The sequence below is a fragment of the Nocardioides psychrotolerans genome, from assembly GCF_943371775.1.
Taxonomy (GTDB): Bacteria; Actinomycetota; Actinomycetes; order Propionibacteriales; family Nocardioidaceae; genus Nocardioides; species Nocardioides psychrotolerans_A.
This window is the reverse complement of sequence record NZ_CALRWD010000005.1, coordinates 69577-91644: the sequence shown is the minus strand read 5'-3', so window position 1 is coordinate 91644 and position 22068 is coordinate 69577. Positions and strand designations below refer to the sequence as shown.

Below are 22068 nucleotides of genomic sequence, written 5' to 3'. Positions count from 1 at the left end.
GGTGACGCCCGCGGCGCTGCGCCTCGGGCCCGGCGAGAGCGCGACGTGGACGATGACGGTCACCGGGCGCGGCCCTCGCCTCGACGACGGCTGGGTCGTCTGGCGTGGCGCCACCGGCACCGTCACCCGGGTGCCGGTCGCGATCAGCCGCTGAGGCCCAGCACCCGCGCCGACTCCTCGCGCATCTCCACCTTGCGGATCTTGCCGGTGACCGTCATCGGGAAGTCCTCGACCACCATGACGTAGCGCGGGATCTTGTAGTGCGACAGCCGGCCCGCCGCGAAGGCCCGCACCCCCTCGGCGTCCAGCCGCTCGGCGCCGGACCGCAGGCGGACCCAGGCGCACAGCTCCTCGCCGTACTTGTCGTCGGGGACACCCACCACCTGCACGTCCTCGATGTCGGGGTGGGCGTAGAGGAACTCCTCGATCTCGCGCGGGTAGATGTTCTCCCCACCGCGGATCACCATGTCCTTGATCCGACCGACGATCGTGCAGTAGCCGTCCTCGCGCATCACCGCGAGGTCGCCGGTGTGCATCCAGCCGTCGGCGTCGATCGCCTCGGCGGTCTTGTCGGGGTCGTCCCAGTAGCCCAGCATCACCGAGTAGCCCCGGGTGCAGAACTCGCCGGTCTCGCCGCGCTCAACGGTCTCGCCCGTGACCGGGTCCACGACCTTGATCTCGACGTGCGGGTGCACCCGCCCGATCGTCGCCGTACGCCGCTCGAGGTCGTCGTCGGCGCGCGTCTGGCAGGAGACGGGGCTGGTCTCGGTCATGCCGTAGGCGATGGAGACCTCGGCCATGTGCATGTCGTTGACGCAGCGCTTCATCACCTCGACCGGGCAGATGGACCCGGCCATGATCCCGGTGCGCAGGCTCGAGAGGTCGTGGTCGCCGAAGGTCGGGTAGTGCTGCATGGCGATGAACATCGTGGGGACGCCGTAGACGCCCGTGCAGCGCTCCTCCGCGATCGTGCGCAGGGTGGTCTCGGGGTCGAAGCCGGGGGCCGGGATCACCATCGTGGTGCCGTGGCTGGTGCAGCCGAGGTTGGCCATGACCATGCCGAAGCAGTGGTAGAAGGGGACCGGGATGCACAGGCGGTCCTGCGCGGTCAGGTTGATCAGCTCGGTCGTGAGGTAGCCGTTGTTGAGGATGTTGCGGTGGCTGAGGGTGGCGCCCTTGGGGAAGCCGGTCGTGCCGGAGGTGTACTGGATGTTGATCGGGTCCTCGGGACGCAGCGCGGCCGCCCGCGCCGCGAGAGCGTCCTGCGGCAGGTCGGCCCCGCCGTCCACGAAGGCGGTCCAGTCCTCGCTGTCGACGAAGACCACCCGCTCGAGGCCGGGGCACTGGGGGCGGACCTCCTCGACCATCGCGCGGTAGTCGCTGGTCTTGAACGACGAGGCGGCGAAGAGCAGGCGCAGGCCCGACTGGTTGACGGCGTAGCCGAGCTCGTGGGTGCGATAGCTCGGGTTGAGGTTGACCAGGACCACGCCGGCCTTGGCGGCGCCGTACTGCACCAGGGTCCACTCGGCGCAGTTGGGCGCCCAGATCCCGACCCGGTCGCCCTGCTGCAGGCCCGCCGCGATCAGGCCACGCGCCACCGCGTCGACGTCACGGTCGAGCTCGGCCCAGCTCCACCTGCGTCCGCTGGCCACCTCGACGAGTGCCTCGCCGTCGGCGTGCTCACGCACCGTCCGCTCCAGGTTGGCTCCGATGGTCTCCTCGAGCAGCGCCGGCCCGAGCTCTCCCTTGGCGTAGGACTCCATGGGACGAACCTACGCCGTACGGCGGCCCCGTGGGTGCCCTGACGTAGGGTCCACACGTGCCCGACGCCGCTGCCTCCGCCGACCCCTCCACCCCGGAGAAGAAGTCGCGCAAGATGCCGATGTGGCTCGAGACCATCGTGCTGCTGACCGTCGCCATCGTGCTCGCGCTGGTCATCAAGACGCTGTTCGTGCAGGCGTTCTACATCCCCTCGGCCTCGATGAAGCCCGGTCTGATCGAGAACGACCGGATCCTGGTGCAGAAGGTCTCCTACTGGTTCGGCGGGTCCCCCGAGCGCGGCGACGTCGTGGTCTTCGAGGACCCGGGCAACTGGCTGACCGGGATCCAGCCCGAGCCCACCAGCCCGCTGGTGAAGGGGCTGGCCAAGATCGGGCTCTACCCCAGCGGCGGGCACCTGGTGAAGAGGGTGATCGGCGTCGAGGGCGACACCATCGTGTGCTGCGACGACGAGGGCCGCATCGAGGTCAACGGTGTCGCGCTGGACGAGGACGACTTCATCAAGCCCCAGCCGCGCTGCGATGGGCCGATGCCCGGACCGGCCTGCGACTGGACCGCCGGTCCCGTGCCCGACGGCGAGCTCTTCGTGATGGGCGACAACCGCAACCAGTCGGCCGACTCCTCGGCCCGCCTGTGCGTCAACGACGGACCCGCCTGCAACCCTGCGGACGCCTTCGTGCCCGTCGACCTGGTCGTGGGCAAGGTCTTCGCGCTGGTGTGGCCGCTCGGCAGGGCCACCTTCATCGGCCGCCCCGACGTCTTCGACCAGGTCGACGACGCGTCCTGAGTCGGCTCCTGGCCTGACTGCGCCCGGGCCTTGGGTCGTGTGCCGCGGGCAGCGCTCGTGCGCGGTGTGCGACCCACGACCGCGCCGACCCCGAGTCGTGTGCCGCCGGCAGCGCCCCGTCACCGTGTGAGGCACACGACCCGGGACCAGGACGCGGGTCAGGCCTTCTCGGCCGCGGTGACCAGTGCCTCGAGAGCGATCGGGGCGTCGGCGGTGACCATCGGCCCGATGGCGTCTGCGCCCGGTCCCTCGATCGTGGTGCTGACCGTGACCTCGGCGCCGCCACCGTCGACCGGGCGGACGACGTGGTCGATGCGGATCACCAGCTCGCCCATGGTGAGCTGGTCGAGGTAGCGGCTGCCGGGCACCACGACCTCCAGGCTGACCGGCACCTCGATGGGCCCGGTCAAGGTCATGGTGCCGGTCGTGCCCTGCTCGAACGGTCCGTCCAGCCGGACGTCCTGGACAGCGGGGTCCCAGGCGGCCCAGGTCGTGGAGTCGCTCCAGAGCTCCCAGATCGCGGCCGGGTCGGCCGTCGTGGTCACCGTGCGCTCATAGCTGAAGGTCATGCTCGTTCCACCGTCATCTTCCGATCACCGAAGCACACCGCGTCGCCCGCGAGCAGCGTCGTGGGACGCCCGGCCGTGAGTGCCTTGGAGACACCCTGCCGGATGACGACCGAGCCGTTGGTGGAGCCCCGGTCCATGACCACCAGCGCGCCGGCGGGCGTGACCTGGAACTGGGCGTGGGTCTTGGACAGCGACATGTCGCTCGAGCGCAGCGGCACCAGGTGGCTCACGCTCTCCCCCGACCGCGCCTCGGGGCGCCGGCCGACGAGGGCCAGGCCCTCCACGACGAACTCCTCGCCGGTGTCGAAGGTGACGCGCCATGTGGGAACGCCGGTCGCCGAGGCGGCGGAGGCTGCCGGCGAGGTCGCGGCGGTGGAGGCCGGCGACGATGTCCGAGCCGGCACAGCCGGTGGAGTCGGGGCGCTCGGTGGGGACGTCGGCGGGGCGGGACGACGAGGGGCTGCGACCAGCGGCGGGCCGAGCTGCGGGGGCGGGACCGGTGCGGTCGCCTGCGCGGGCGGCCCGGACGGAGGCCCGGAGGGTGGCGCGGACTGCGGCCGAGGCGCGGGGAGCGCCGAGGGCGGAGAGGTCTGCGGGGAGGTGGGAGGGGCAGCGGGGGGCGTGGTCGGTGCCGCTGCAGGGGCGGGCGGTGCCGCACGTCGCGGGGTCGGCGCCGACGTCGCCGACACGGGGGCAGCGGGCACCAGCCGCATGGCGGTGAGGTTGACGACCTGTCGGGGCCGCTCCTCGACGACCTCGTCGACCTCGGGCACCGGCCGGACGTCCACCACGACGCCGTGCGAGACCAGGTCGTGCCAGCCGCGTCGCTGCTCGCCGCGGTCCATCACCGCGGTCCAGGCCAGCGAGGCGACACCGATGCCGAGGGTGGGCAGCGCGGCCACGCCGAGGATGAGCGTGCGCAGCAGGGCCCGGCCCACCCCGATCGGCGCGCCCGTCTCCGCGGCGACGACGCGCAGCCCGAGCAGGGCCTTGCCCGGCGACGTGCCGGCCAGTCCCAGCAGCAGCGAAGACCCGACGCCGACCACCAGCACGGCGCCGACGACCAGCCCGATGCCGCCGCCGAGGTTGCCGGGCTCGATCAGGTAGCGGTAGGCGACGTAGATCGCGACCGCGTAGAGCCCCCAGGCGACCACCCGGTCGACGGCGAAGGCGTAGAAGCGTCGGTCGAGCTCGGCAGGTGGGTACGTCGTCGCCTCGGGCGTCGCGAGCTGGGTCATCGGGGTGCGGTCTTCCGGGTCAGGGGTTCATGACCTGGATGGTCACGCCGTCGCCGAGGTTGATGATCGCCCCCGGGATCAGCTGGACCGCGATGCCCGGCTGGAGCTCCTCGGGCTCGAGGCCCGGCTGCACCAGCACGGTGCCGTTGGTGGATCCCATGTCCGTGACGACGGCACTGCCGTGGTCGACCCCGGAGCCCGGGCGCACCTCGACGTGGGTCGAGGAGATCTCGTGCAGCGGGCTCGGCACCGTCACCAGCCGAGGCTGCTCGGTGGCGGTGAAGCGACGTGCCTCGGGGGCCCGGCCGATCAGCACGACCCGGTCCACCTCGACGCTCTCGCCGTTGGAGATGACCAGCGTGGCCACGGGTCGCGTCACGCTCGGCGCCTGCGGCTGACCCGGGATGCCCGGCGGCGTCGGGCCGACGTCGTCGCCGGTCACGCCGGCGCGCGTCATGCCGTCGTGGTCGGCGGCCGGCACGGCCCCCGGGAACGGCGGCGGGGGCGGCGGGGCCATCGGCGATGCGGACGGGGCGTCGGGCGCCCAGACCATGCCGGAGGGGTCCGGGGTCGGGCCGTCCTCGGGCATCGGGTCGAAGGCCGGGGGGGAGACGCTGCTGGTGTCCGCCTCGTCGTCCAGGGGGGAGGGCTCGTCGATGGAGAACAGCTCGGTCGCAGCATCGTCGGCGGCGATCGCGGCGTCGGGCACGGCGTCGACCTCGGGGAGGTCTGCTCCCACCTCGGGTTCCTCCACGGCGTCGTCCTCGGGCGCCGGCACGACCACGGGTGCTGCCACGGCGGCGGCCGGAGCCTCCTCGGGCGCACCGGAGGCCGCGGGAGCGGCGTGGGGCGGGTGGTCGACGCGGGCCACGCGCACCAGGCCGCCGTCGATGAGGTAGTCGGGGCCGTCGGCACCCGCACCGCCGACCGAGACGCTGAGCGAGGTGACGCCCTCGAGGGTGCGCTCGACCCAGGTGGTGACCGTCGACCCGTCGAGCTCCACGCTCTCGGCGTCGGTGGTGAGGGTGGCGCGCACGCCGGCGCCCCGCACGATCACCTTGGTCGGGCCCTCGTCGGTGCCGATCAGCACGAAGGCGGGCAGGACGCTGAGGCCGGGGGCCAGCAGCTGGTCGAGCGTGGCGTCGAAGCCGGCGCCCCCGTCGACGAGCTCCCAGAGCTGGGCGGCGCGCTGCTTCTCGCTGTCGGGCAGGAGCAGGGTCGTCGCGGCTCCGAAGATCGCGACCCACTCACCGGGCCGGTAGGACCACGTGCTGACGGACCGGCTCATGGCAGGGCTCCTAGCTTCTCTTCGAGACTCACCCGCTGGCGCTCGGAGTCGTACGGCGTCTCCGCCACCAATCCCACCACATCCACGACCACCGCGGTCGCGTTGTCCCTCCCGCCGGCCGCCACTGCCGCCGCGACCATCTGGTCGGCCGCGTCGCGCGGGTCCTCGGCCGCGGCCAGGATGCCCTCGATGTGCCGGTCGTCGATCATCCCGCTGACCCCGTCGGAGCACAGCACCAGCCGCTCCGCGGCCGACAACGGCAGCACGAAGAAGTCGGCGTCGGTGCTGCCGGAGCCCCCGAGGGCCCGGGTGATGACGTGACGCTCGGGGTGGACCAGGGCGTCCGAGGCGGTGATGGTGCCGGCGTCGACGAGCTCCTGGACGAGGCTGTGGTCGACGCTGACCTGCTCGAGCCGACCGTGGTTGTACTTGTAGACGCGGGAGTCGCCGAGGTTGGCCAGCAGCCACTTGGGCTCGCCGGACTGCTCGATCAGCAGCGCCACCACGGCGGTCGTTCCGGCGTGGAAGTCGCGGGCGCCCTGGGCGCGCTGACCGGCGTCGTAGTCGGCGATCCGGGCCTGGCAGCCGAGGAACGTCTCCGCCACGACGGCCGGGCCGCGGGCCGGGTCGTAGCCCTCGTCGGCCAGGCGACGGAACTCCTCGACGACGATCGCCGAGGCGATGTCACCGCGGTCGTGGCCGCCCATGCCGTCGGCGACGACGAAGACCGGAGGGGCGACCAGGAAGGCGTCCTCGTTGACCTCGCGGACCAGTCCGACGTCGGTCGCGGCGCCGTGGTGGAGCTCCACGCCCGTCACGCGGGGACCCACGGCGTGGAGGGGGCCGATAGCGTAGGAAGGATGGCAGCGACGGGTGGGTTCCGGTCTCTCGCCGACCAGCTGCGCAGCTGGTCGGACGAACGGCTGTCCCGTCTGCTCGCCGAGCGTCCCGATCTCGCCACTCCCGCCCCTCATGATTTCGGCCAGCTCGCCTCGCGAGCAGCAGTCCGTACGTCGGTCGTCCGAGCGCTCGACGGTCTCACCCGCCTCGAGCTCTCTGTCCTAGATGCCCTGGTCGTCAGCGGCCAAACCACACCGGCAGAACTCTGCCGCTCCGTCCACGCCGACCGTGCGACCGTCGAGGCCGCGCTGGACCGTCTCATGGACACCGCCCTGGTGTGGGAGTCGACCTCCGGGCTGCGTCCGCTGACCGGCGTCGGTGAGGCCCTGAGCGGCGGCACGGCGGCCGGCGTGAGCGGCCTGCAGCCCCGCAGCGGCGACCCGCTGACCCGCGCCGAGGTCAAGCGTCGACTGGCCGAGCTCTCCCCCGCCGCGCGCGCCCTGCTCGACCACGTCCTCTCCGAGGGCGGCCAGGCGACCACGGCGGCGGCGCGACACACCATCTCCCCCGCCGACGCGACCACCCCCGCCGAGGAGCTTCTCTCGCGACGACTGCTCGTCCCCCGCGGCGGCGGCACGGTCGTGCTGCCCGGCGAGGTCGGCCTCGAGCTGCGCGGCGGCCACACCACCGTCGAGCCCGTCGACGAGGTCCCGCCCCTGGCCACCACCGCCCGCGACCAGAAGACCGTGGACCGGGTCGCGGCCGGCGCCGCCTTCGAGCTCGTACGACGCCTGGAGCTGCTGCTCGACCACTGGGGCTCCCACCCGCCGGCCGCGCTGCGCAGCGGAGGGCTCGGCGTGCGCGAGCTGAAGGCGGCGGCGCTCTTCCTCCACGTCGACGAGCCGACCGCGGCGCTGATCATCGAGACCGCGTCGACCGCCGGCCTGCTGGCCTCGCGCGCCGACGCCGACGGCAACCCGGTGTGGGTGCCGACCGACGTCTTCGACACCTGGTCGGCCAAGGACGTGCCCCAGCGCTGGGCGATCGCGGCGCGGTCCTGGCTCGAGAGCCCGCGGATGCCGGCGCTCGTCGGCACCCGCGACGCGGCGGGCAAGCCGTGGAACGCCCTCACCGCCGAGCTCGCGGCCCGCAGCATGCCCGAGACCCGCCAGATGTCGCTGCGCGTCCTGTCCGACCTCCCCGCGGGCGAGGTCCTCGCCACCGGCACGGGGCTGCCGTCGCTCGTCGCCCGGCTCGGGTGGCTGCGCCCGCGCCGTCCCCGCTCGCGCGCCGACCAGGTCGCGTGGGCGGTCGAGGAGGCCGCGGTGCTCGGCGTCACCGGCCTGGGCGGTGTGTCGTCCTACGGCCGGCTGCTCCTGGCCGGGGAGGACCCCACGGACGTCCTCGGTCCGCTGCTGCCGGAGCCCGTCGACCACGTGCTCATCCAGGCCGACCTGACGGCGGTCGCCCCGGGCCCGCTGGAGTCGGCGCTGGCCCGGCGGTTGCAGCTGGTGGCCGACGTGGAGTCGCGCGGCGGCGCGACGGTCTACCGCTTCACCCCCGGGTCCGTGCGGCGCGCGCTCGACGTCGGCTGGACCGCGGCCGAGGTCCACGAGTTCCTCGGCACGGTCTCGCGCACCCCGGTCCCGCAGCCGCTCACCTACCTGGTCGACGACACCGTGCGCACCTTCGGCGTGGTGCGCGTCGGGCACGCCGAGTCGTTCCTGCGCGCCGACGACGAGGCCGCGCTGACCGAGCTGCTGCACCACCCCAAGGCCGGACCGCTGGGGCTGCGCCGGCTCGCCCCGACCGTGCTGATCAGCGACACCCCGATCGAGGTGCTGCTGCCCCGGCTGCGCGACCTCGGCGCCGCGCCGGTCGTCGAGGCTGCCGACGGCACCGTGCGGGTGACCCGCCCCGACCAGCTGCGCGCCCGCCCGCCACGGGACCGTCGTACGACGGCCGCGCAGGTGCGCGAGACGGCCCGGGCCGCCGCGGTCATCACCGCGATCCGCTCCGGCGACCGCGCCGCGTCGTCGCGCCCCTCGACCAACGCGGCCCTGTCGCCCAGCGGCTCCCTGGCCGCGCTGCGGGAGGCGATCGAGCTCGGCGGGGCCGTCCTGATCAGCTATGTCGACAACCACGGCAGCGCCTCCGACCGCATCGTCGACCCCCTCACCGTCGAGGGCGGACAGCTCACCGCGCGCGACCACCGCTCCGACGACGTGCGCACCTTCGCGGTCCATCGCATCACTGCTGTGCGGCCGCTCGACCCGGCTTCGTAGACTCAGGGCCGTGGACTTCGTCAGGTACGCCGAGCGATCGGCCGGGCTCCTCAACACGGAGCTGGCCGACGTCGAGGCGTTGGTGGGCCACCTCGAGGGCCGCGACTGGCTCCACGGGCAGTGCTCCGAGCGCGACCTGGTGGCCCTGCGCCGCTTCCAGCGCGAGCTCCGCCCGGTCTTCGAGGCCTCGGCGGCCGACGACCACCACGGGGTCATCGAGGGCCTCAACGCCCTGATGGTGCGCCACCCGATCACGCCGCGGATCTCCGACCACGACCCTGGCGACCTGCACCTGCACGTCGCGACCAAGGCCGCGTCGGTCTCCGAGCTCCTCATCGGCGAGGCGCTCCTCGGCCTGGCCACGCTGGTCTGCGACCTCGGACCGACCCGGCTCGGGGTGTGCTCGTCGGCGCCGTGCACCCACGTCTTCGTGGACACCTCCCCCAACCAGTCCCGGCGCTACTGCTCCGACCGCTGCTCCTCGCGCGCCAACGTCGCGGCCTACCGCGCGCGGCAGAAGGCCGAGTCGTCCGGCGAGCCGACCAGCCGGTCCGCCAGCGCCTGATCGCGGCCGCCCGAGAGCCCGGGCACCCGGTCCGTAGACTCACCAGGTGAACGACGGCCCCCTCATCGTCCAGTCGGACAAGACCCTCCTGCTCGAGATCGACCACGAGCAGGCGCAGGCGTGCCGTCGGGCGATCGCGCCCTTCGCGGAGCTGGAGCGGTCCCCCGAGCACATCCACACCTATCGGCTGACGCCGTTGGGCCTGTGGAACGCCCGCGCGGCCGGGCACGACGCCGAGCAGGTGATCGACACCCTGTTGGCCTTCAGCCGCTATGCCGTGCCCCACGCGCTGCTGGTCGACATCGCCGAGACGATGGCGCGCTACGGCCGGCTGCGGCTGGAGAAGCACCCGGTCCACGGCCTGGTGCTGGCCAGCAACGACCGGCCGGTGCTCGAGGAGGTGCTGCGCGCCAAGAAGGTCGCCGGGATGATCGGCGAGCGGCTCGACGCCGACACCGTGGCGGTGCACGCCTCCGAGCGCGGCAACCTCAAGCAGGCGCTGCTCAAGCTGGGCTGGCCGGCCGAGGACTTCGCCGGCTACGTCGACGGGGAGGCGCACCCGATCTTCCTCGACGAGTCCGAGTGGCACCTGCGCGACTACCAGCGCGACGCGGCCGACTCCTTCTGGCACGGTGGCTCCGGCGTGGTCGTGCTGCCGTGCGGCGCCGGCAAGACGCTCGTGGGTGCGGCCGCCATGGCCCACGCCAAGGCGACGACGCTGATCCTGGTCACCAACACCGTCAGCGCGCGCCAGTGGAAGGACGAGCTGGTCCGTCGCACGAGCCTCACCGAGGACGAGATCGGCGAGTACTCCGGTGCCGTCAAGGAGATCCGTCCGGTCACGATCGCGACCTACCAGGTCCTCACCACCCGGCGGAAGGGCGTCTACACGCACCTCGAGCTGCTCGACGCCCGCGACTGGGGCCTGGTCGTCTACGACGAGGTCCACCTGCTGCCGGCGCCGATCTTCCGGATGACGGCCAACCTCCAGGCGCGCCGGCGCATCGGCCTGACCGCGACGCTGGTGCGCGAGGACGGCCGCGAGGGCGACGTCTTCTCGCTCATCGGTCCCAAGCGCTACGACGCCCCCTGGAAGGACATCGAGGCCCAGGGCTACATCGCGCCGGCCGACTGCGTCGAGGTGCGGGTCACGCTGCCGACCAACGAGCGCATCGTCTATGCCACGGCCGAGCCCGAGGAGCGCTACCGCCTCGCCTCGTGCACGCACCACAAGATCCAGGTGGTGCGCGACCTGGTCGCCCAGCACCCCGGTCAGCCGACGCTGGTCATCGGTCAGTACATCGAGCAGCTCGACGAGCTCTCCGCCGCCCTCGACGCCCCCGTCATCAAGGGCGAGACCCCGGTCAAGGAGCGTCAGCGGCTCTTCGAGGCGTTCCGCACCGGCGAGGTGGGCCTGCTGGTCGTCAGCAAGGTCGCCAACTTCTCCATCGACCTGCCGTCGGCCGAGGTCGCCATCCAGGTCTCGGGCTCGTTCGGCTCACGCCAGGAGGAGGCGCAGCGCCTCGGCCGGCTGCTGCGGCCCAAGTCCGAGGGCAAGTCCGCGCACTTCTACACGATCGTCAGCCGCGACACCGTCGACGCGGACTTCGCCCAGAACCGGCAGCGCTTCCTGGCCGAGCAGGGCTACGCCTACCGGATCGTCGACGCCGAGGACCTCACCGGCAAGCCCGAGGACCTGCCGGGCTGAGCCGGGCCTCCGGTCGGGGTCAGAGGTTGATCGCGATCAGGACCGCGACCATCAGGGCCAGGAAGGCCATCAGCCCCACGAACAAGGCCATGCCCTTGCGCTTCTGCTGCTCGAAGCCGATCGAGCCGGTCGTGAACTGGTGCATCGGCGCGACGTAGAACACCGGCACCTGCTGCCCGGGCGCCACATCGACGTCCAACGACGCCTGGCCGAACTGGCGCAGCCACTGGCAGTGCACCTCGATCCGCCAACGACCGGCGGGCACCGGCAGCGCGTTGACGCCGTACGCCGTGGCGACGGGGTAGCCGTTGAGCCGCACCGTCGGCGGGACGACGCTGCTCGTGAGGGCGTTGCCCTGGAGCGTGAGCTGGATCCAGCCGGCGGGAGGGCCGGACGGCGGCGGGCCGGACGGCGGCGCGGGCGGCGTGGACTGCGGGGGCTGCGTCATGGCTCTTGTGTCCCCCGCTCCTCAGGTCGCAAACGTCGCCGCCGCGGCGTCGGTGGGGCCCGAGCATGACGCACGCCTCCTCGATTCGGGCGCGCGGCCGCACGGGCCGACCTACCATGGAGCCAGATCGACCAGCGGGCACTCGGGCGCCCAGGTCACGAACCCGGAGCACTCATGTCGTCCCTCTCGCTCGTCCGCCGCCGCGGCGTCGTCATCGCCGTCCTCGGAGCCCTCCTGGCGGGGCTGCTGCTGCTCGTCCCGACCGCCGGAGCCCCCGCGGCCGACCCGACGGGCAAGGTGCGGGGCAACATCTTCGGCAAGGCCGGCGGCGCCCCGCTCAAGCTCAAGATGCTCATCTTCAAGGCCGACTGGACCTACCTCAGCGCTCGCAACGTCTTCGGGAGCGCCTACTCGATCTCACTGCCGGAGGGCAACTACCACCTCCAGTTCGTCGACAAGCGCCCCTCCTACGACGTCAGCAAGTTCGCCCCCACCGACGTCTTCGTGAAGGTGCGCTCCGGCTCGACCTCCTCCAAGGACGTCCGCATGCGGAAGGGCGCGGCGATCACCGGGACCGTTTTCGCCGGCGGCAAGCCGGGCGCCAAGGCCCGCGTGGTCGCGGCCAACCCCAACGAGCAGTCCTTCGAGACCGTCGCCAACGACAAGGGCCAGTTCGCCATCGGTGGCCTGCCCGCTGCCAGCTACTCGGTCTTCACCTACGACCGGCGCAAGCAGTTCGTCGGCAAGAGCAGCTACATCCGCAACCTCGGCGCCGGCAAGTTCGCCAACGTCAGGATCTCCCTTCCGAAGAGGGCCGGTGGGCTGCTCGTCGACCTCTACGCCGGCGGCAAGCCGTTGCAGGGCACCACGTTCGCGACCGCGATCAGCCGCAGGACCGGGCAGTTCTGGACCTCCAAGGTCCGCAAGGGCAGCGTGACCTTCCAGGGCCTCTTCCCGGGCCGCTACCGGATCGTGGTGCCCGACGTCGGTCGCTGGATCGGCCGCACGGGCAGCGTGAAGAACGGCGTCGTCCGCCCCGGCCGCACGGCTTTCGGCAGCTTCAAGCTGACCCAGAAGGGCGGGGCGTTCACGGGCCGGATCGTCCGCGAGGACGGCGGCATGCCCATGGGAGGAGCCACGGTGCGTCTCTTCGACGGGTCCGGCGCGATGGTCTCCGAGACGGCGACCTCCAGCACCGGCTACTTCCTCGTCGGCGGCAAGCTGCGTGCCCAGTCGGGCATGACCCTGGTCGCCTTCAACTCCTTCGACGCCAACTACGACCGCATCTCGCTCGAGGGCCTGAGCATCCAGCTCAACCAGGACAAGTCGCTCGGCACCCTCGTCATGCCCCGGGCGGAGGCCTCAGCCCGCCGCTGAGGCACCGGCACTGCGGGCCACGAAGACCGTCCGCGTGAACCGCTCGCGACCGACCACGAGCCGCAGCGTGATCGACTCCCGCGGCTCGGCGACACCGTCCCGGGCGATCGGCACACTGACGACGACGCTCCGCTGACCGGCGCGCACCTGCTCGAAGAGCGAGAGCCGGGTCGAGGCGAGCGTGGCGCCGGGGTCCTCGCTGTAGCCGTAGCGCTCGAACCAGGCGGCCGGGACGTCGGAGACCCGGAGCCCGACAGGCGAGCGCAGCACCCGCGCCTGCACGAACGTGTCGTAGTCGACCGCGCGGCCCAGCCGCACCACGACCTCCACGCGCTCGCCCTCGGTCACCGTCCTCGCCACGGGCGCCACCGTCAACGACGGTGCGGGGTCGTCGTCCTCGACGCGCACGTCGGCGACGTAGGCATCGGTCATGACGTTGCGCGTGGCCCAGATCGACGCCGTGGTCACCGAGGGCGAGAGGTCGTCGCGGCGGTCCGCCTCGTAGGAGACCGGCACGCTGCCGGACGTCTGCCCGGGCGCGAGGTCGATGGTGAACGACTGGACCGCTCCCCTGGCCTGCCCGACGGTCACGACCTCCACCTTCATCGGCCGCGCGACCTCGCCGTCCACGCGGAACGGCATCCGCGCCACCTGGGCGCCGGAGGCGTCGCCCTCGACGAGGCTCAGCCCCGAGAGCGAGAGCGTCGGCAGCCGCCGCTCCGGCACCGGCGCCAGCGCTGCGGGGGCACTCGCCAGGTCGGCGACCCACACCCGGCCTCTCGCGCTGCCCGCCACCAGCTCCACCGCGGTGATCCGGGACAGGTCGACACCACTCGCTCCCGCGGCGTCGACGACCACGGTCTGCGCCCACAGCTTGGTGCCGAAGGGCACGCTCGGCAGGGCCGGGACCAGCCCGCCGCCCTCGGGCGCCACCTCGACGCTGGCGCCGTCGGCGTCGGTCAGTCGGACACCGAGGACCGCGTCGCCGCCGGCGTCGTCGACGATGGTGCGCACCTCGAGCCGTCTGCCCGACAGGTCGAGCGGACGGTCCAGGCCGAGGCCGGCCCGCTGGCCGATGGCCGTCCACGCCATCTCGAAGAAGCGCCGCGTCGGCACGCGGGCGCCGTCGGTCTCCCAGTGCGGCGTCACGACGTCGGTGAGGGCGCGGCCGCAGCGGCCGAAGCGGTTCTCGAAACCAGCAGCACCCACGCAGAACTGCGAGGTCGCGCCCACGGGCAGGGTCGGGCTGGTCCCCAGGGCCGGCCGACGCACGTCACGGCCGCCTCCCAGCGCGTGGCTGCGCAGGTCGGCCCCGTCGAGGGAGTCGACGGTGACGGCCGAGCCGTCGTAGAGCGGGAGGAACTGCTCCTCGCCCGCGAAGAGTCGCACGGCTCCCGCGACGACGGTGCGTCCGACGCGGTGCTGGCCCGCGGCGCTGAGCCGGTCGGGCGCCTTCCGCCCGCAGCCCTCCGTGGCGGCGCCGGACCAGTCGTCGACCGCGGGCGCGGCGGAGGTGGCGGGGGTCCACTCGGTGTTGAAGAAGTTGTGGTTGGCGCCCATGACCAGGACCGAGCTCTTGAGGGAGGTGTCGTCGGTCGTCAGGTCGCGGGACACGTCGGTGAACTTCTGGCCCTGGAGGTCGCTGACGTCGCCGTCGCAGTAGGGCAGGACCGTGACGGTCGGGACGTAGGGCGCGGTCTGCACCCCGAAGTCGGTCGGGGCGAGCAGCACCTGCCCGACGACGCGATAGGGCGCGTCCAGGCCGATCCTGATGGCGGCGCGGTCGACGCCCTCACCGCCGCGGCTGTGACCGACCAGGACGACCCGGTCGAGGTCGACCTGGTGCGCGGCGGCGAGGTCGACCCAGTGGTCGAGGTGGGCGCGCACGATCTCGGCGCGCGCGCCGGCTCCTCCGTCGGGCAGCCGGAAGTCCTGCGCGTTGATGCCGTTGACCCGGATCGACACCGAGGCGTAGCCCTGGGTCGCCAGGAGCCGCTGGACGTAGTCGTAGCCGAGGTGGCTGGGGATCTCGAGGGCCGGAGCGACGCAGGGCCACGCACCCAGGTCACCCTCGGTCCCGGGTGGGAGGTAGCAGACCTCGTGCCTGCCGTGCAGGAACACCACGAGCGGTCGTGGTCCGGTCGCGGCGGCGGGGTCGGGCTCCACGACGTGCCCCACCATCTCGATGGGCTCGGGCATGCCCGGCAGCTTCACCGGGTCGAGGGTGTAGTCGCTCGTGACCACGGCGTGCGGACCGGCGGTCCCGGGATCGGCCGCCAGCGCCTGCTTCACCGGCACGGTCGCGGCCGCTCCCCCACCTCCGCGGCGTGCGGCGGCGGCCGGGGGCTCGTCGAGGACGCGGCCGGACAGCACGACGTCGAGGTCGGCCGGGTCCGGAGCGCTGGGAGAGGACACCACGGCGATGAGGGTGCGGCCGTCGGCCGACAGCGTCGGTACGCCGATCACGGCGCCGTCGACGCGCACGCCCGGCGCCGGCACGACCAGCGGCCGGTCGGAGGTGAGCGGGAGCCCTCGCGGGGACCTCCACGACACGAGGTGGCGTCCGGGTGCCGTGGTCCGCACCTGCCACTCACCGACGCTCGACGCGACGTCGGCGCCGCCGACGGCCGGCTCCCCCCGACCCACCGCCACCGCTGTGGGCACGGTGGTCGACACGAGGCCCAGGGCAAGGGCCCCCGCCATCCCCGCGACCGCACCGATGACCCTGCGCGACCGTGCCTGCATCCCGTGCTCCTCTGCTCGTGGGGAGCGCCCCCAGCGGCAACCTAGCGTGTGGGCACGCTCGTCGGACGGCGTTGGTCCGGGCCGGGTTCCGAGCCGGGACGGTGCGGCTCAGACGCCCGGGAGCAGCCCGTCACGGACGGCGATCGACAGGGCCTCGAGCTTGGAGTGCGCGCCGAGCTTGGCCGAGAGGTTGGCGATGTGGTTGCGCACGGTGTGGACGCTGACGGTGAGCTCGGCGGCGATCGCGGCGTTGGACAGACCCCCGGAGAGCAGGCCGAGCACCTCGCGCTCCCGCTCGGTCAGGTCGTTGGCACGCGGCCTGCCGCTCCGGTGGAGACGAGGCAGCAACCGGGCCAGGAGCTCCGGCGAGATGACGGCTTCGCCCGCCGCTGCCGCACGCACGGCCGACGTCAGCTCGGCGAGGCTGCGGGTCTTGGAGACGAAGCCCGACGCACCCGCCTCGAGCGCCTTGACCAGGACGTGGTCGGCCGCGCTGGCCGTGAGCATGACGACCTGGGCCGAGGGACGCAGCGCGAGCAGCTCACCGATGGCGTCTGCGCCGTCGCCGTCCGGCAACCGGTGGTCGAGCAGGATGACGCCGGGCGCGCAGGTGGGGATCAGGGCACGGGCGCGCTCGAGGGAGCCGGCCACGCCCACGGTCACCAGGTCGGGCTCCGCGTCGAGGACGTGCGCCAGGCTGGTCGCGAGGACCTCGTGGTCGTCGACGACGAGCACGCGCGTGACCGCCGCGGCCTCCGTCGACACCGACATGTCCTCCACCGTGCCTCCCCACTCGGCACCGTCCCCGCGACGCCCCTCTAGCGTCAACGTACTAGAGGACTGATACCCCGGCTGGCTGTCGGAGCAACCCGGTGCGGCGAGAGTGGGAGGACCATCTCGGAGGAGGAGAGCGATGATCACGATCCGTGTGGTGATCGCCGACGACGACGACGACGTCCGTGACGCCCTGGTCGAGGTGGTCGGCGCAGACCCGCGGCTGGTCGTCGTCGGGACCGCGCGCTCCGGTGACGAAGCCGTGGCGGTCTGCGCCGCCACCCGCCCCGACGTGGTCCTGCTCGACGTGCGCATGCCCGGCGGTGGACCCGAGGCCGCGCGTCGGCTCACCGGGCCACGCCCTGCCCCCGCCGTGCTCGCGATCTCCGCACAGACCGGGTCCGCGTCGGTCGTCGCCATGCTGCGCGCCGGGGCGGTCGGCTACCTCACCAAGGGCCGGCTCACGGACCTGACCGACCTCGTGACGCGGGTCGCCGAGGGCCACGTGGTCCTGGCGGTCCCCGGGGCAGCCGACGCTCTGCGACAGCTCCTTTCAGACGTCCGCGACCAGGACCGGACCGACGTACCCTGAGCGGGTCGTCGACGGTGGGAGCCCCCATGAGCGCTGGATCGACCTGGTTCGGTGACCAGGGCATCCTCGGCGACATCATCGAGGCCTCTCCCCACAGCGTCGTCGCGGTCGACACCGACGGGGCCGTCGCCTTCGCCAACGGCCAAGCGCTCCGCACCTTCGGCTACGGGGCCACAGAGCTCATCGGGTCGCCGGTCGAGGTCCTCCTCCCCGGGCACCTGGCCGACCGGCATCGCGAGCACCGCACCGGCTTCGCCATCCACCCCGCGTCCCGGCCGATGGGCATCGGGCTGGAGGTCCTGGGACGTCGACACGACGGCAGCACGCTCCCCGTCGAGGTCAGCCTCACCCCCGTCGTCACGGAACGGGGCTCGTGGGTGCTCTGCTCCATCGCCGACGTCTCCGACCGACGGGCCACCGAGGACCGGCTCGCGCGGGTCAACCGTGACTACCGGACCATGGCAGCCCTCAACCAGGCGATCGTCCTGGCCCAGGGTCCTCAGGAGCTCTACGCCGAGACCTGTCGGATCGCGGTGGAGGAGGGCGGCTACCTCGGCGCCTGGGTCGCACGCCGGACCCTCCACGGCAGCATCGAGACCCTGGCCACCGCAGGGGAGCTCGACGACTACATCGCGCAGCTCGACCTCAGCCTGGATCCGAGCAGCCCGCGTGGCAACGGCCCGACCGCGACCGCACTGCGCACCGGCCAGGCCGTCTACAGCTCCGACTTCATCGGCGACACGACCACCACGCCGTGGCACGCCCTCGCGGCGTCCTTCGGCATCGTGTCGTCCGTGACCCTCCCGCTCGCCGTCGCGAGCCAGCCCGTCGCCGTCCTCTGCCTGTGGTCGGCCGAGCCCCGCCTCTTCGACGAGCACCTGCGTGCTCAGCTGACGAGCCTGGCCGGCAACGTCTCCTTCGCCCTCGACGGGTTCGCGGCCTCGGCCCGCCTCGCACGCCTCGCCCAGCAACGCAGCGACCTGCTGCGACGGGTGGTGGCAGCGCAGGAGGAGGAACGGGCCCGCATCGCCGCTGACGTGCACGACGACTCGGTCCAGGCACTTGCCGCCGTGGACCTGCGGCTCGGGCTGCTGGCGCGCCGGGTCCAGGAGGTCGCCCCGGACCTGGTGCCGTCGGTCGTCCAGCTCCAGGAGACCGTCTCCTCCGTGAGCACCGGTCTGCGGCACCTGCTCTTCGACCTCGAGCGACCGGACACGGAGTCCGACTTCGACGAGGCGCTCCGGGAGGCCGCGGGGCACCTCTTCGAGCACAGCGCGGTGCGCTGGTCGGTGAGCGTCGAGCAGCGTGAGGCGGGCCAGGAGCCGTCCCTGCGACTCGCGGACGGAGTGCACCTCCAAGCCATGCGCATCGCCAAGGAGGCCCTGACCAACGTGCGCAAGCACGCCCGCGCCTCGAGCGTGCACGTCGTCGTCCGTGAGGTCGACGACGGGGTCGAGGTGAGTGTCACCGATGACGGGGTGGGTCCCGGACCCGGCGCGCTCACCTCGACGCCGGGACACCGTGGCGTGGCCACGATGCGCGACCGCGCCGAGCTCGTGGGGGGCTGGTGCCGGCTCGAGCCCGCCACCGGTGAGGGCACGACCGTCCGCTTCTGGGTGCCCCGCGAGTCCCCCAGGATGCTCTCGCTGACGCACGGGGCCACGCCGGGCTGAGGCAACCGGAGCCACCGCCTTCTGGCCCCACCGCACCAGATGGGATGACGAGGGCGCACCTCCCCATCGGGCGCCGATTCCACGAGCATCGTGGGGTGCCCTCCTTCCCACGTCCTGCCACCCTGTCGCGCCGGACCGCGCCACGGACCGCACACGGCCGCGCGGCCTTCCTCGCTGTGCTGAGCGACTCCCCGGTGCCAGCAGTGCTCGTCGACCTCGGGCACGGGGCGGTGACCGTGCTCGCCGCCAACGTGGCGGCTCGCAGCTCGCTCTCCCCAGCGGGACCCCTGGTCGGCGGCGATCTCGGTGCGGTCCTGCACCCCGACGACCGGGAGGCCCTCGTGGACGCCCTCGCCGGGGTCGTCGGCGGCCATCTCGACGACTGGACGCACGAGACCGACAGGCCCCAGCCCTTCCTCACCGCCAGGCTCACCCTGTCGCGCCTGAGCACACCCGGCGAGTCACCCCTCGCGGTCCTCCAGCTCCACGAGCTCAGCGACCGCCGCGAGGTCGAGGCCCTGGTCGCGCGCGCCCAGGAGGCCGAGCGGCAGGCAGGGCATCGCCGTGCGGCACTCGAGCGGGCCAAGCACGACTTCCTCACGACCATGGGTCACGAGATGCGCACCCCGTTGGCGAGCATCCTCGGCTTCACCGAGATGCTCCAGGACACAGCACCGGACGAGCCGGCTGCGGCGGACCTGCTCGCGCGCGTCCGCCGCAACGGGGAGCGCATGCTCGAGCTCGTCGAGGGCATGGCCATGCTCACCCGGATCGGGTCGACCCCGCCCGGCTCGGACACCCCCGACGTCGACCTGCGCGACGTCGTACGACGAGCGGTCGACCGGATCGCCTGTGCCGTCGGAGCTCGTGGACTACGCCTGGAGGTCGACCTGCCCGAGAGCCCCGTGGCTCTTGCCGCGCACGATGCCGACCTCACGCGGGCCGTCACCGAGCTGCTCGACAACGCGGTGAAGTTCACCCCGGAGGGCGGCACCATCACCGTCTCGCTCGCACGCACGACGTCGGAGTGCACGCTCGTGGTCGAGGACACGGGGCACGGCATCCCCGCCGACGAGCAGGCCCGCGTGTTCGAGCCCTTCGCCCGGACCTCCCGGACCATCGACGAGGCGGTGCCGGGCGCCGGCATCGGGCTCTCCATCCTGCGCGAGGTCGTCACCGCCCACGGTGGCACCGTGACGATGACCTCGGGGCCGAGAGGCACCCGCTTCCTCGTGCGGCTGCCCCTGCGCCAGCCCTGAGCAGCGGTCCGGTCCGCGTGCACAGGCCCCTGGCACCATGGGGGACGTGTCGATGGTGAGTGGTGCGCGAGACCGACTCGGTGAGGCCCTGTTCCTGCGGGTCGCCGGACCCGACGGCGCCGCTCACGCGGCCCGCATCCACGGCACGCCGGGACCGCGGTGGTTCGAGCCCGACAGCGCGATCGTGCGGGTGCACGCCGACGCCTCGATGTTCATCGGCGGCATCCGCGCCCTGCTGCTGCAGACCCTGCACCCCGCGGCGATGCGGGCGGTCTCCGAGCACTCGGGCTTCCGCGGTGACATGTGGGGACGCCTCAACCGGACCAGCCGCTACCTCGCGGTCACGACGTTCGGCACGGCCGACGACGCGCAGCAGGCGGTCGACATCGTGCGCTCCATCCACGCCCGCGTCACCGGCACCATGCCCGACGGCACGCCCTACGCCGCCTCCGACCCGCACCTGCTGATGTGGGTGCACGTCGCCGAGGTCGACAGCTTCCTGCTGGCCCACCAGGTCTATGGCAAGGAGCCGCTGGACCAGGCCGGCCGCGACGAGTACGTCGCCCAGACCGGCGAGGTGGCCCGACGCCTCGGGGTCGTCGACCCGCCCACGACCGAGGCCGAGCTGCGCGCCGTGCTCGCGTCCTACCGCTCGGAGCTGCGCGGCTCCCCCGAGGCCCGTGAGGCCGTGCGCTTCCTGCTCTTCAAGCCGCCGCTGCCGCTCGCCGCACGGGCGCCCTACGCCGTGCTCATGGCGGCCGGCATCGGGCTGATGCCGCGGTGGAGCCGGCTGCCGTTGCGCCTGCCCTGGCTCCCGGTGTCGGAGCGCACGGTGGTGCGTGCCCTGGGCGGCCTCGCCACCGGGACGATCCGCTGGGCCATGGGCGCCGGGCCGCGCGCCGCTTCTTGAGGCTTTCTTGTGCGCAGCCTGACCTGGGACACGGGGTCGATTTCCTAACGTCACCCCAGGGTCACCCGATGTGGAGGTGACCACCGAGGAGGGGACGGCCGGTCATGACGACAGCGGCAGTGGTCCACGGCACGATCGAGACACCCGGTCCCTGCGTCGCGCTCCTGACCTGGTCCGACGCCACCGGACGGGTCCTGGGGCGGCGACGCTCACGCGACCTGACCTTCCGGCTCACGCTGGCACCCGGTCGCTATCGCATCGACATCGAGGACGACCGACCACTCGCCGACCCGCGCCGTCACGGCAGCACCCACGTCATGGTCGACCTGCGCGCCGGCGACGACGTCGAGCAGCCGTTGCGGCTCGAGGAGGTCGCGGTCCTGCGCGGGGTCGTGGAGGCCAACGAGATGCCCGAGCGGCACGCCCGCGTGCACGTCCGGCACGAGGACGGACGCCGCTGGGACCTGCGCACCGACGCGCACGGCCGCTTCCTCGCCGCCGGTCTGCCGAGCGGCGCGCTCAGCCTCAGGGCGTACGACGCCCGGCGCACGGTCTGTGCCGTGCCCGTCGCCGTCGCCGCTGACCGCCCCGAGACCCTGGTCCGGATCGACACCCCGACCGCGACCGTGGCCGTGCGCCTCACGCTGCCGGACGGCGTCGCCGTGCCGGCCGCCGGGGGCAGCCTGGTCGACACCGGGAGCGGCCTGCGACACCCGATCACGGTGCACGACGGCGTCGGTGCCGTCACCGGTGTCGCGCCCGGCTCCTACGACCTCGTCCTCGAGCCCTCGCTGGGCGTCCTCGGGGGCACCTTCGCCCTGGGTCCGGTCGCGAGCGACGAGATGGTCGTCACCGAGGTCGTCGTCGAGCGCAGCGCGGTCATCACCGGTCGGGTCCTCGACGCCGCGACGGGGCTGGGCCTGCTCGCCGCTCCGGTCTCCCTCTTCGACGCCGACGGCACCGAGGTCGAGCGCACCCGCACCGACCGTCGCGGCAGCTTCGTCCTCGGTCGCGACCTGCGCACCGCGAGCGAGCTCACGGTGGTCGTCTCCGGCGGGCCGGAGCGCCGTCACGTGCAGCGTCTCGCCGTCGCCGACGTCGAGGTGCGCACCGGTCGTCGGGTCGACCTCGGCTCGATCCTCCTGCCCCAGAGCTGCACCGCGCACTGGTCGCCGCGCCTGCACGTCACCGCCATGACACTGCCCGCGACCCGGGTCTGAGCGGCACCGTT

General features: G+C 73.1%; 18 protein-coding genes. 10 read left to right on the top strand and 8 right to left on the bottom strand.

Translation table 11 applies throughout. The annotated features are described in order from the left end of the window. Nucleotides 1–143: 143 nt before the first annotated feature. Nucleotides 144–1763 carry an AMP-binding protein gene (locus AAG827_RS03045; protein WP_341924330.1) on the bottom strand — a complete coding sequence of 540 codons (1620 nt, stop codon included), beginning with the start codon at nucleotides 1761–1763 and terminating at the stop codon, nucleotides 144–146. Between the two features lie 56 nt (nucleotides 1764–1819). Between AAG827_RS03045 and lepB the strand changes: the two genes are divergently transcribed. Further along, nucleotides 1820–2566 (top strand): signal peptidase I, encoded by a 747-nt coding sequence (gene lepB, locus AAG827_RS03040; RefSeq protein WP_341924329.1) that lies wholly within the window; start codon nucleotides 1820–1822, stop codon nucleotides 2564–2566. Between the two features lie 158 nt (nucleotides 2567–2724). On the opposite strand, the gene AAG827_RS03035 is transcribed toward lepB, so the two are convergent. The 4 genes from AAG827_RS03035 to AAG827_RS03020 are packed head-to-tail and all read right to left on the bottom strand — an operon-like array spanning nucleotide 2725 to nucleotide 6479. Beyond that, the gene (locus AAG827_RS03035; protein WP_341924328.1) at nucleotides 2725–3135 is read right to left on the bottom strand and encodes an SRPBCC family protein; all 411 of its coding nucleotides are present in this window, start codon (nucleotides 3133–3135) and stop codon (nucleotides 2725–2727) included. Beyond that, the gene (locus tag AAG827_RS03030) at nucleotides 3132–4373 is read right to left on the bottom strand and encodes an RDD family protein (protein WP_341924327.1); all 1242 of its coding nucleotides are present in this window, start codon (nucleotides 4371–4373) and stop codon (nucleotides 3132–3134) included. The genes AAG827_RS03035 and AAG827_RS03030 overlap by 4 nt, the downstream gene beginning before the upstream one ends. Before the next feature lie 19 nt (nucleotides 4374–4392). After that, nucleotides 4393–5661, bottom strand: a complete 1269-nt coding sequence (locus AAG827_RS03025; protein ID WP_341924326.1) for an FHA domain-containing protein — start codon at nucleotides 5659–5661, stop codon at nucleotides 4393–4395. Further along, nucleotides 5658–6479 (bottom strand): protein phosphatase 2C domain-containing protein, encoded by an 822-nt coding sequence (locus AAG827_RS03020; protein ID WP_341924325.1) that lies wholly within the window; start codon nucleotides 6477–6479, stop codon nucleotides 5658–5660. Before AAG827_RS03020 ends, AAG827_RS03025 begins: the two co-directional genes overlap by 4 nt. A gap of 42 nt (nucleotides 6480–6521) precedes the next feature. Here AAG827_RS03020 and AAG827_RS03015 point away from each other — a divergent pair, with 42 nt between their 5' ends. Genes AAG827_RS03015 through AAG827_RS03005 form a run of 3 tightly spaced genes read left to right on the top strand, consistent with a single transcriptional unit; the run spans nucleotide 6522 to nucleotide 11059 of the window. Then, the gene (locus AAG827_RS03015; protein WP_341924323.1) at nucleotides 6522–8786 is read left to right on the top strand and encodes a helicase-associated domain-containing protein; all 2265 of its coding nucleotides are present in this window, start codon (nucleotides 6522–6524) and stop codon (nucleotides 8784–8786) included. Nucleotides 8787–8796: 10 nt separating this feature from the next. Further along, complete coding sequence (locus AAG827_RS03010) at nucleotides 8797–9351, top strand: CGNR zinc finger domain-containing protein (protein ID WP_341924322.1); 555 nt, start codon at nucleotides 8797–8799, stop codon at nucleotides 9349–9351. A gap of 46 nt (nucleotides 9352–9397) precedes the next feature. Beyond that, complete coding sequence (locus tag AAG827_RS03005) at nucleotides 9398–11059, top strand: DNA repair helicase XPB (RefSeq protein WP_309650256.1); 1662 nt, start codon at nucleotides 9398–9400, stop codon at nucleotides 11057–11059. Between the two features lie 19 nt (nucleotides 11060–11078). On the opposite strand, the gene AAG827_RS03000 is transcribed toward AAG827_RS03005, so the two are convergent. After that, a complete protein-coding gene (locus AAG827_RS03000) occupies nucleotides 11079–11507 on the bottom strand; it encodes a hypothetical protein (protein WP_341924319.1) in 429 nt (142 codons plus the stop codon). Nucleotides 11508–11681: 174 nt separating this feature from the next. Between AAG827_RS03000 and AAG827_RS02995 the strand changes: the two genes are divergently transcribed. Next, on the top strand, nucleotides 11682–12884 hold the full coding sequence (locus AAG827_RS02995) for a carboxypeptidase-like regulatory domain-containing protein (RefSeq protein ID WP_341924318.1): 1203 nt from the start codon (nucleotides 11682–11684) through the stop codon (nucleotides 12882–12884). Here the strand turns inward: AAG827_RS02995 and AAG827_RS02990 are convergent. Together AAG827_RS02990 and AAG827_RS02985 are read right to left on the bottom strand one after the other, a co-directional pair. Beyond that, nucleotides 12870–15629 (bottom strand): hypothetical protein, encoded by a 2760-nt coding sequence (locus AAG827_RS02990; RefSeq protein ID WP_341924317.1) that lies wholly within the window; start codon nucleotides 15627–15629, stop codon nucleotides 12870–12872. The genes AAG827_RS02995 and AAG827_RS02990 overlap by 15 nt on opposite strands. A 108-nt stretch (nucleotides 15630–15737) precedes the next feature. Continuing rightward, entirely contained in the window at nucleotides 15738–16400 is a 663-nt protein-coding gene (locus AAG827_RS02985; RefSeq protein ID WP_341924316.1) for a response regulator transcription factor, read from the bottom strand. A 142-nt stretch (nucleotides 16401–16542) separates the two neighbouring features. Between AAG827_RS02985 and AAG827_RS02980 the strand changes: the two genes are divergently transcribed. The 5 genes from AAG827_RS02980 (at nucleotide 16543) to AAG827_RS02960 (ending at nucleotide 22057) form a co-directional block, all read left to right on the top strand. Beyond that, nucleotides 16543–16995, top strand: coding sequence for a response regulator transcription factor (locus AAG827_RS02980; protein ID WP_341924315.1), 453 nt, complete (start codon nucleotides 16543–16545; stop codon nucleotides 16993–16995). Nucleotides 16996–17021: 26 nt separating this feature from the next. Next, the gene (locus tag AAG827_RS02975; RefSeq protein ID WP_341924314.1) at nucleotides 17022–18668 is read left to right on the top strand and encodes a PAS domain S-box protein; all 1647 of its coding nucleotides are present in this window, start codon (nucleotides 17022–17024) and stop codon (nucleotides 18666–18668) included. Nucleotides 18669–18763: 95 nt separating this feature from the next. Next, the gene (locus AAG827_RS02970; RefSeq protein ID WP_341924313.1) at nucleotides 18764–19927 is read left to right on the top strand and encodes a HAMP domain-containing sensor histidine kinase; all 1164 of its coding nucleotides are present in this window, start codon (nucleotides 18764–18766) and stop codon (nucleotides 19925–19927) included. A 52-nt stretch (nucleotides 19928–19979) separates the two neighbouring features. Beyond that, a complete protein-coding gene (locus tag AAG827_RS02965; RefSeq protein WP_341924332.1) occupies nucleotides 19980–20837 on the top strand; it encodes an oxygenase MpaB family protein in 858 nt (285 codons plus the stop codon). Between the two features lie 104 nt (nucleotides 20838–20941). Beyond that, a complete protein-coding gene (locus tag AAG827_RS02960) occupies nucleotides 20942–22057 on the top strand; it encodes a hypothetical protein (protein WP_341924312.1) in 1116 nt (371 codons plus the stop codon). Nucleotides 22058–22068 lie beyond the last annotated feature (11 nt).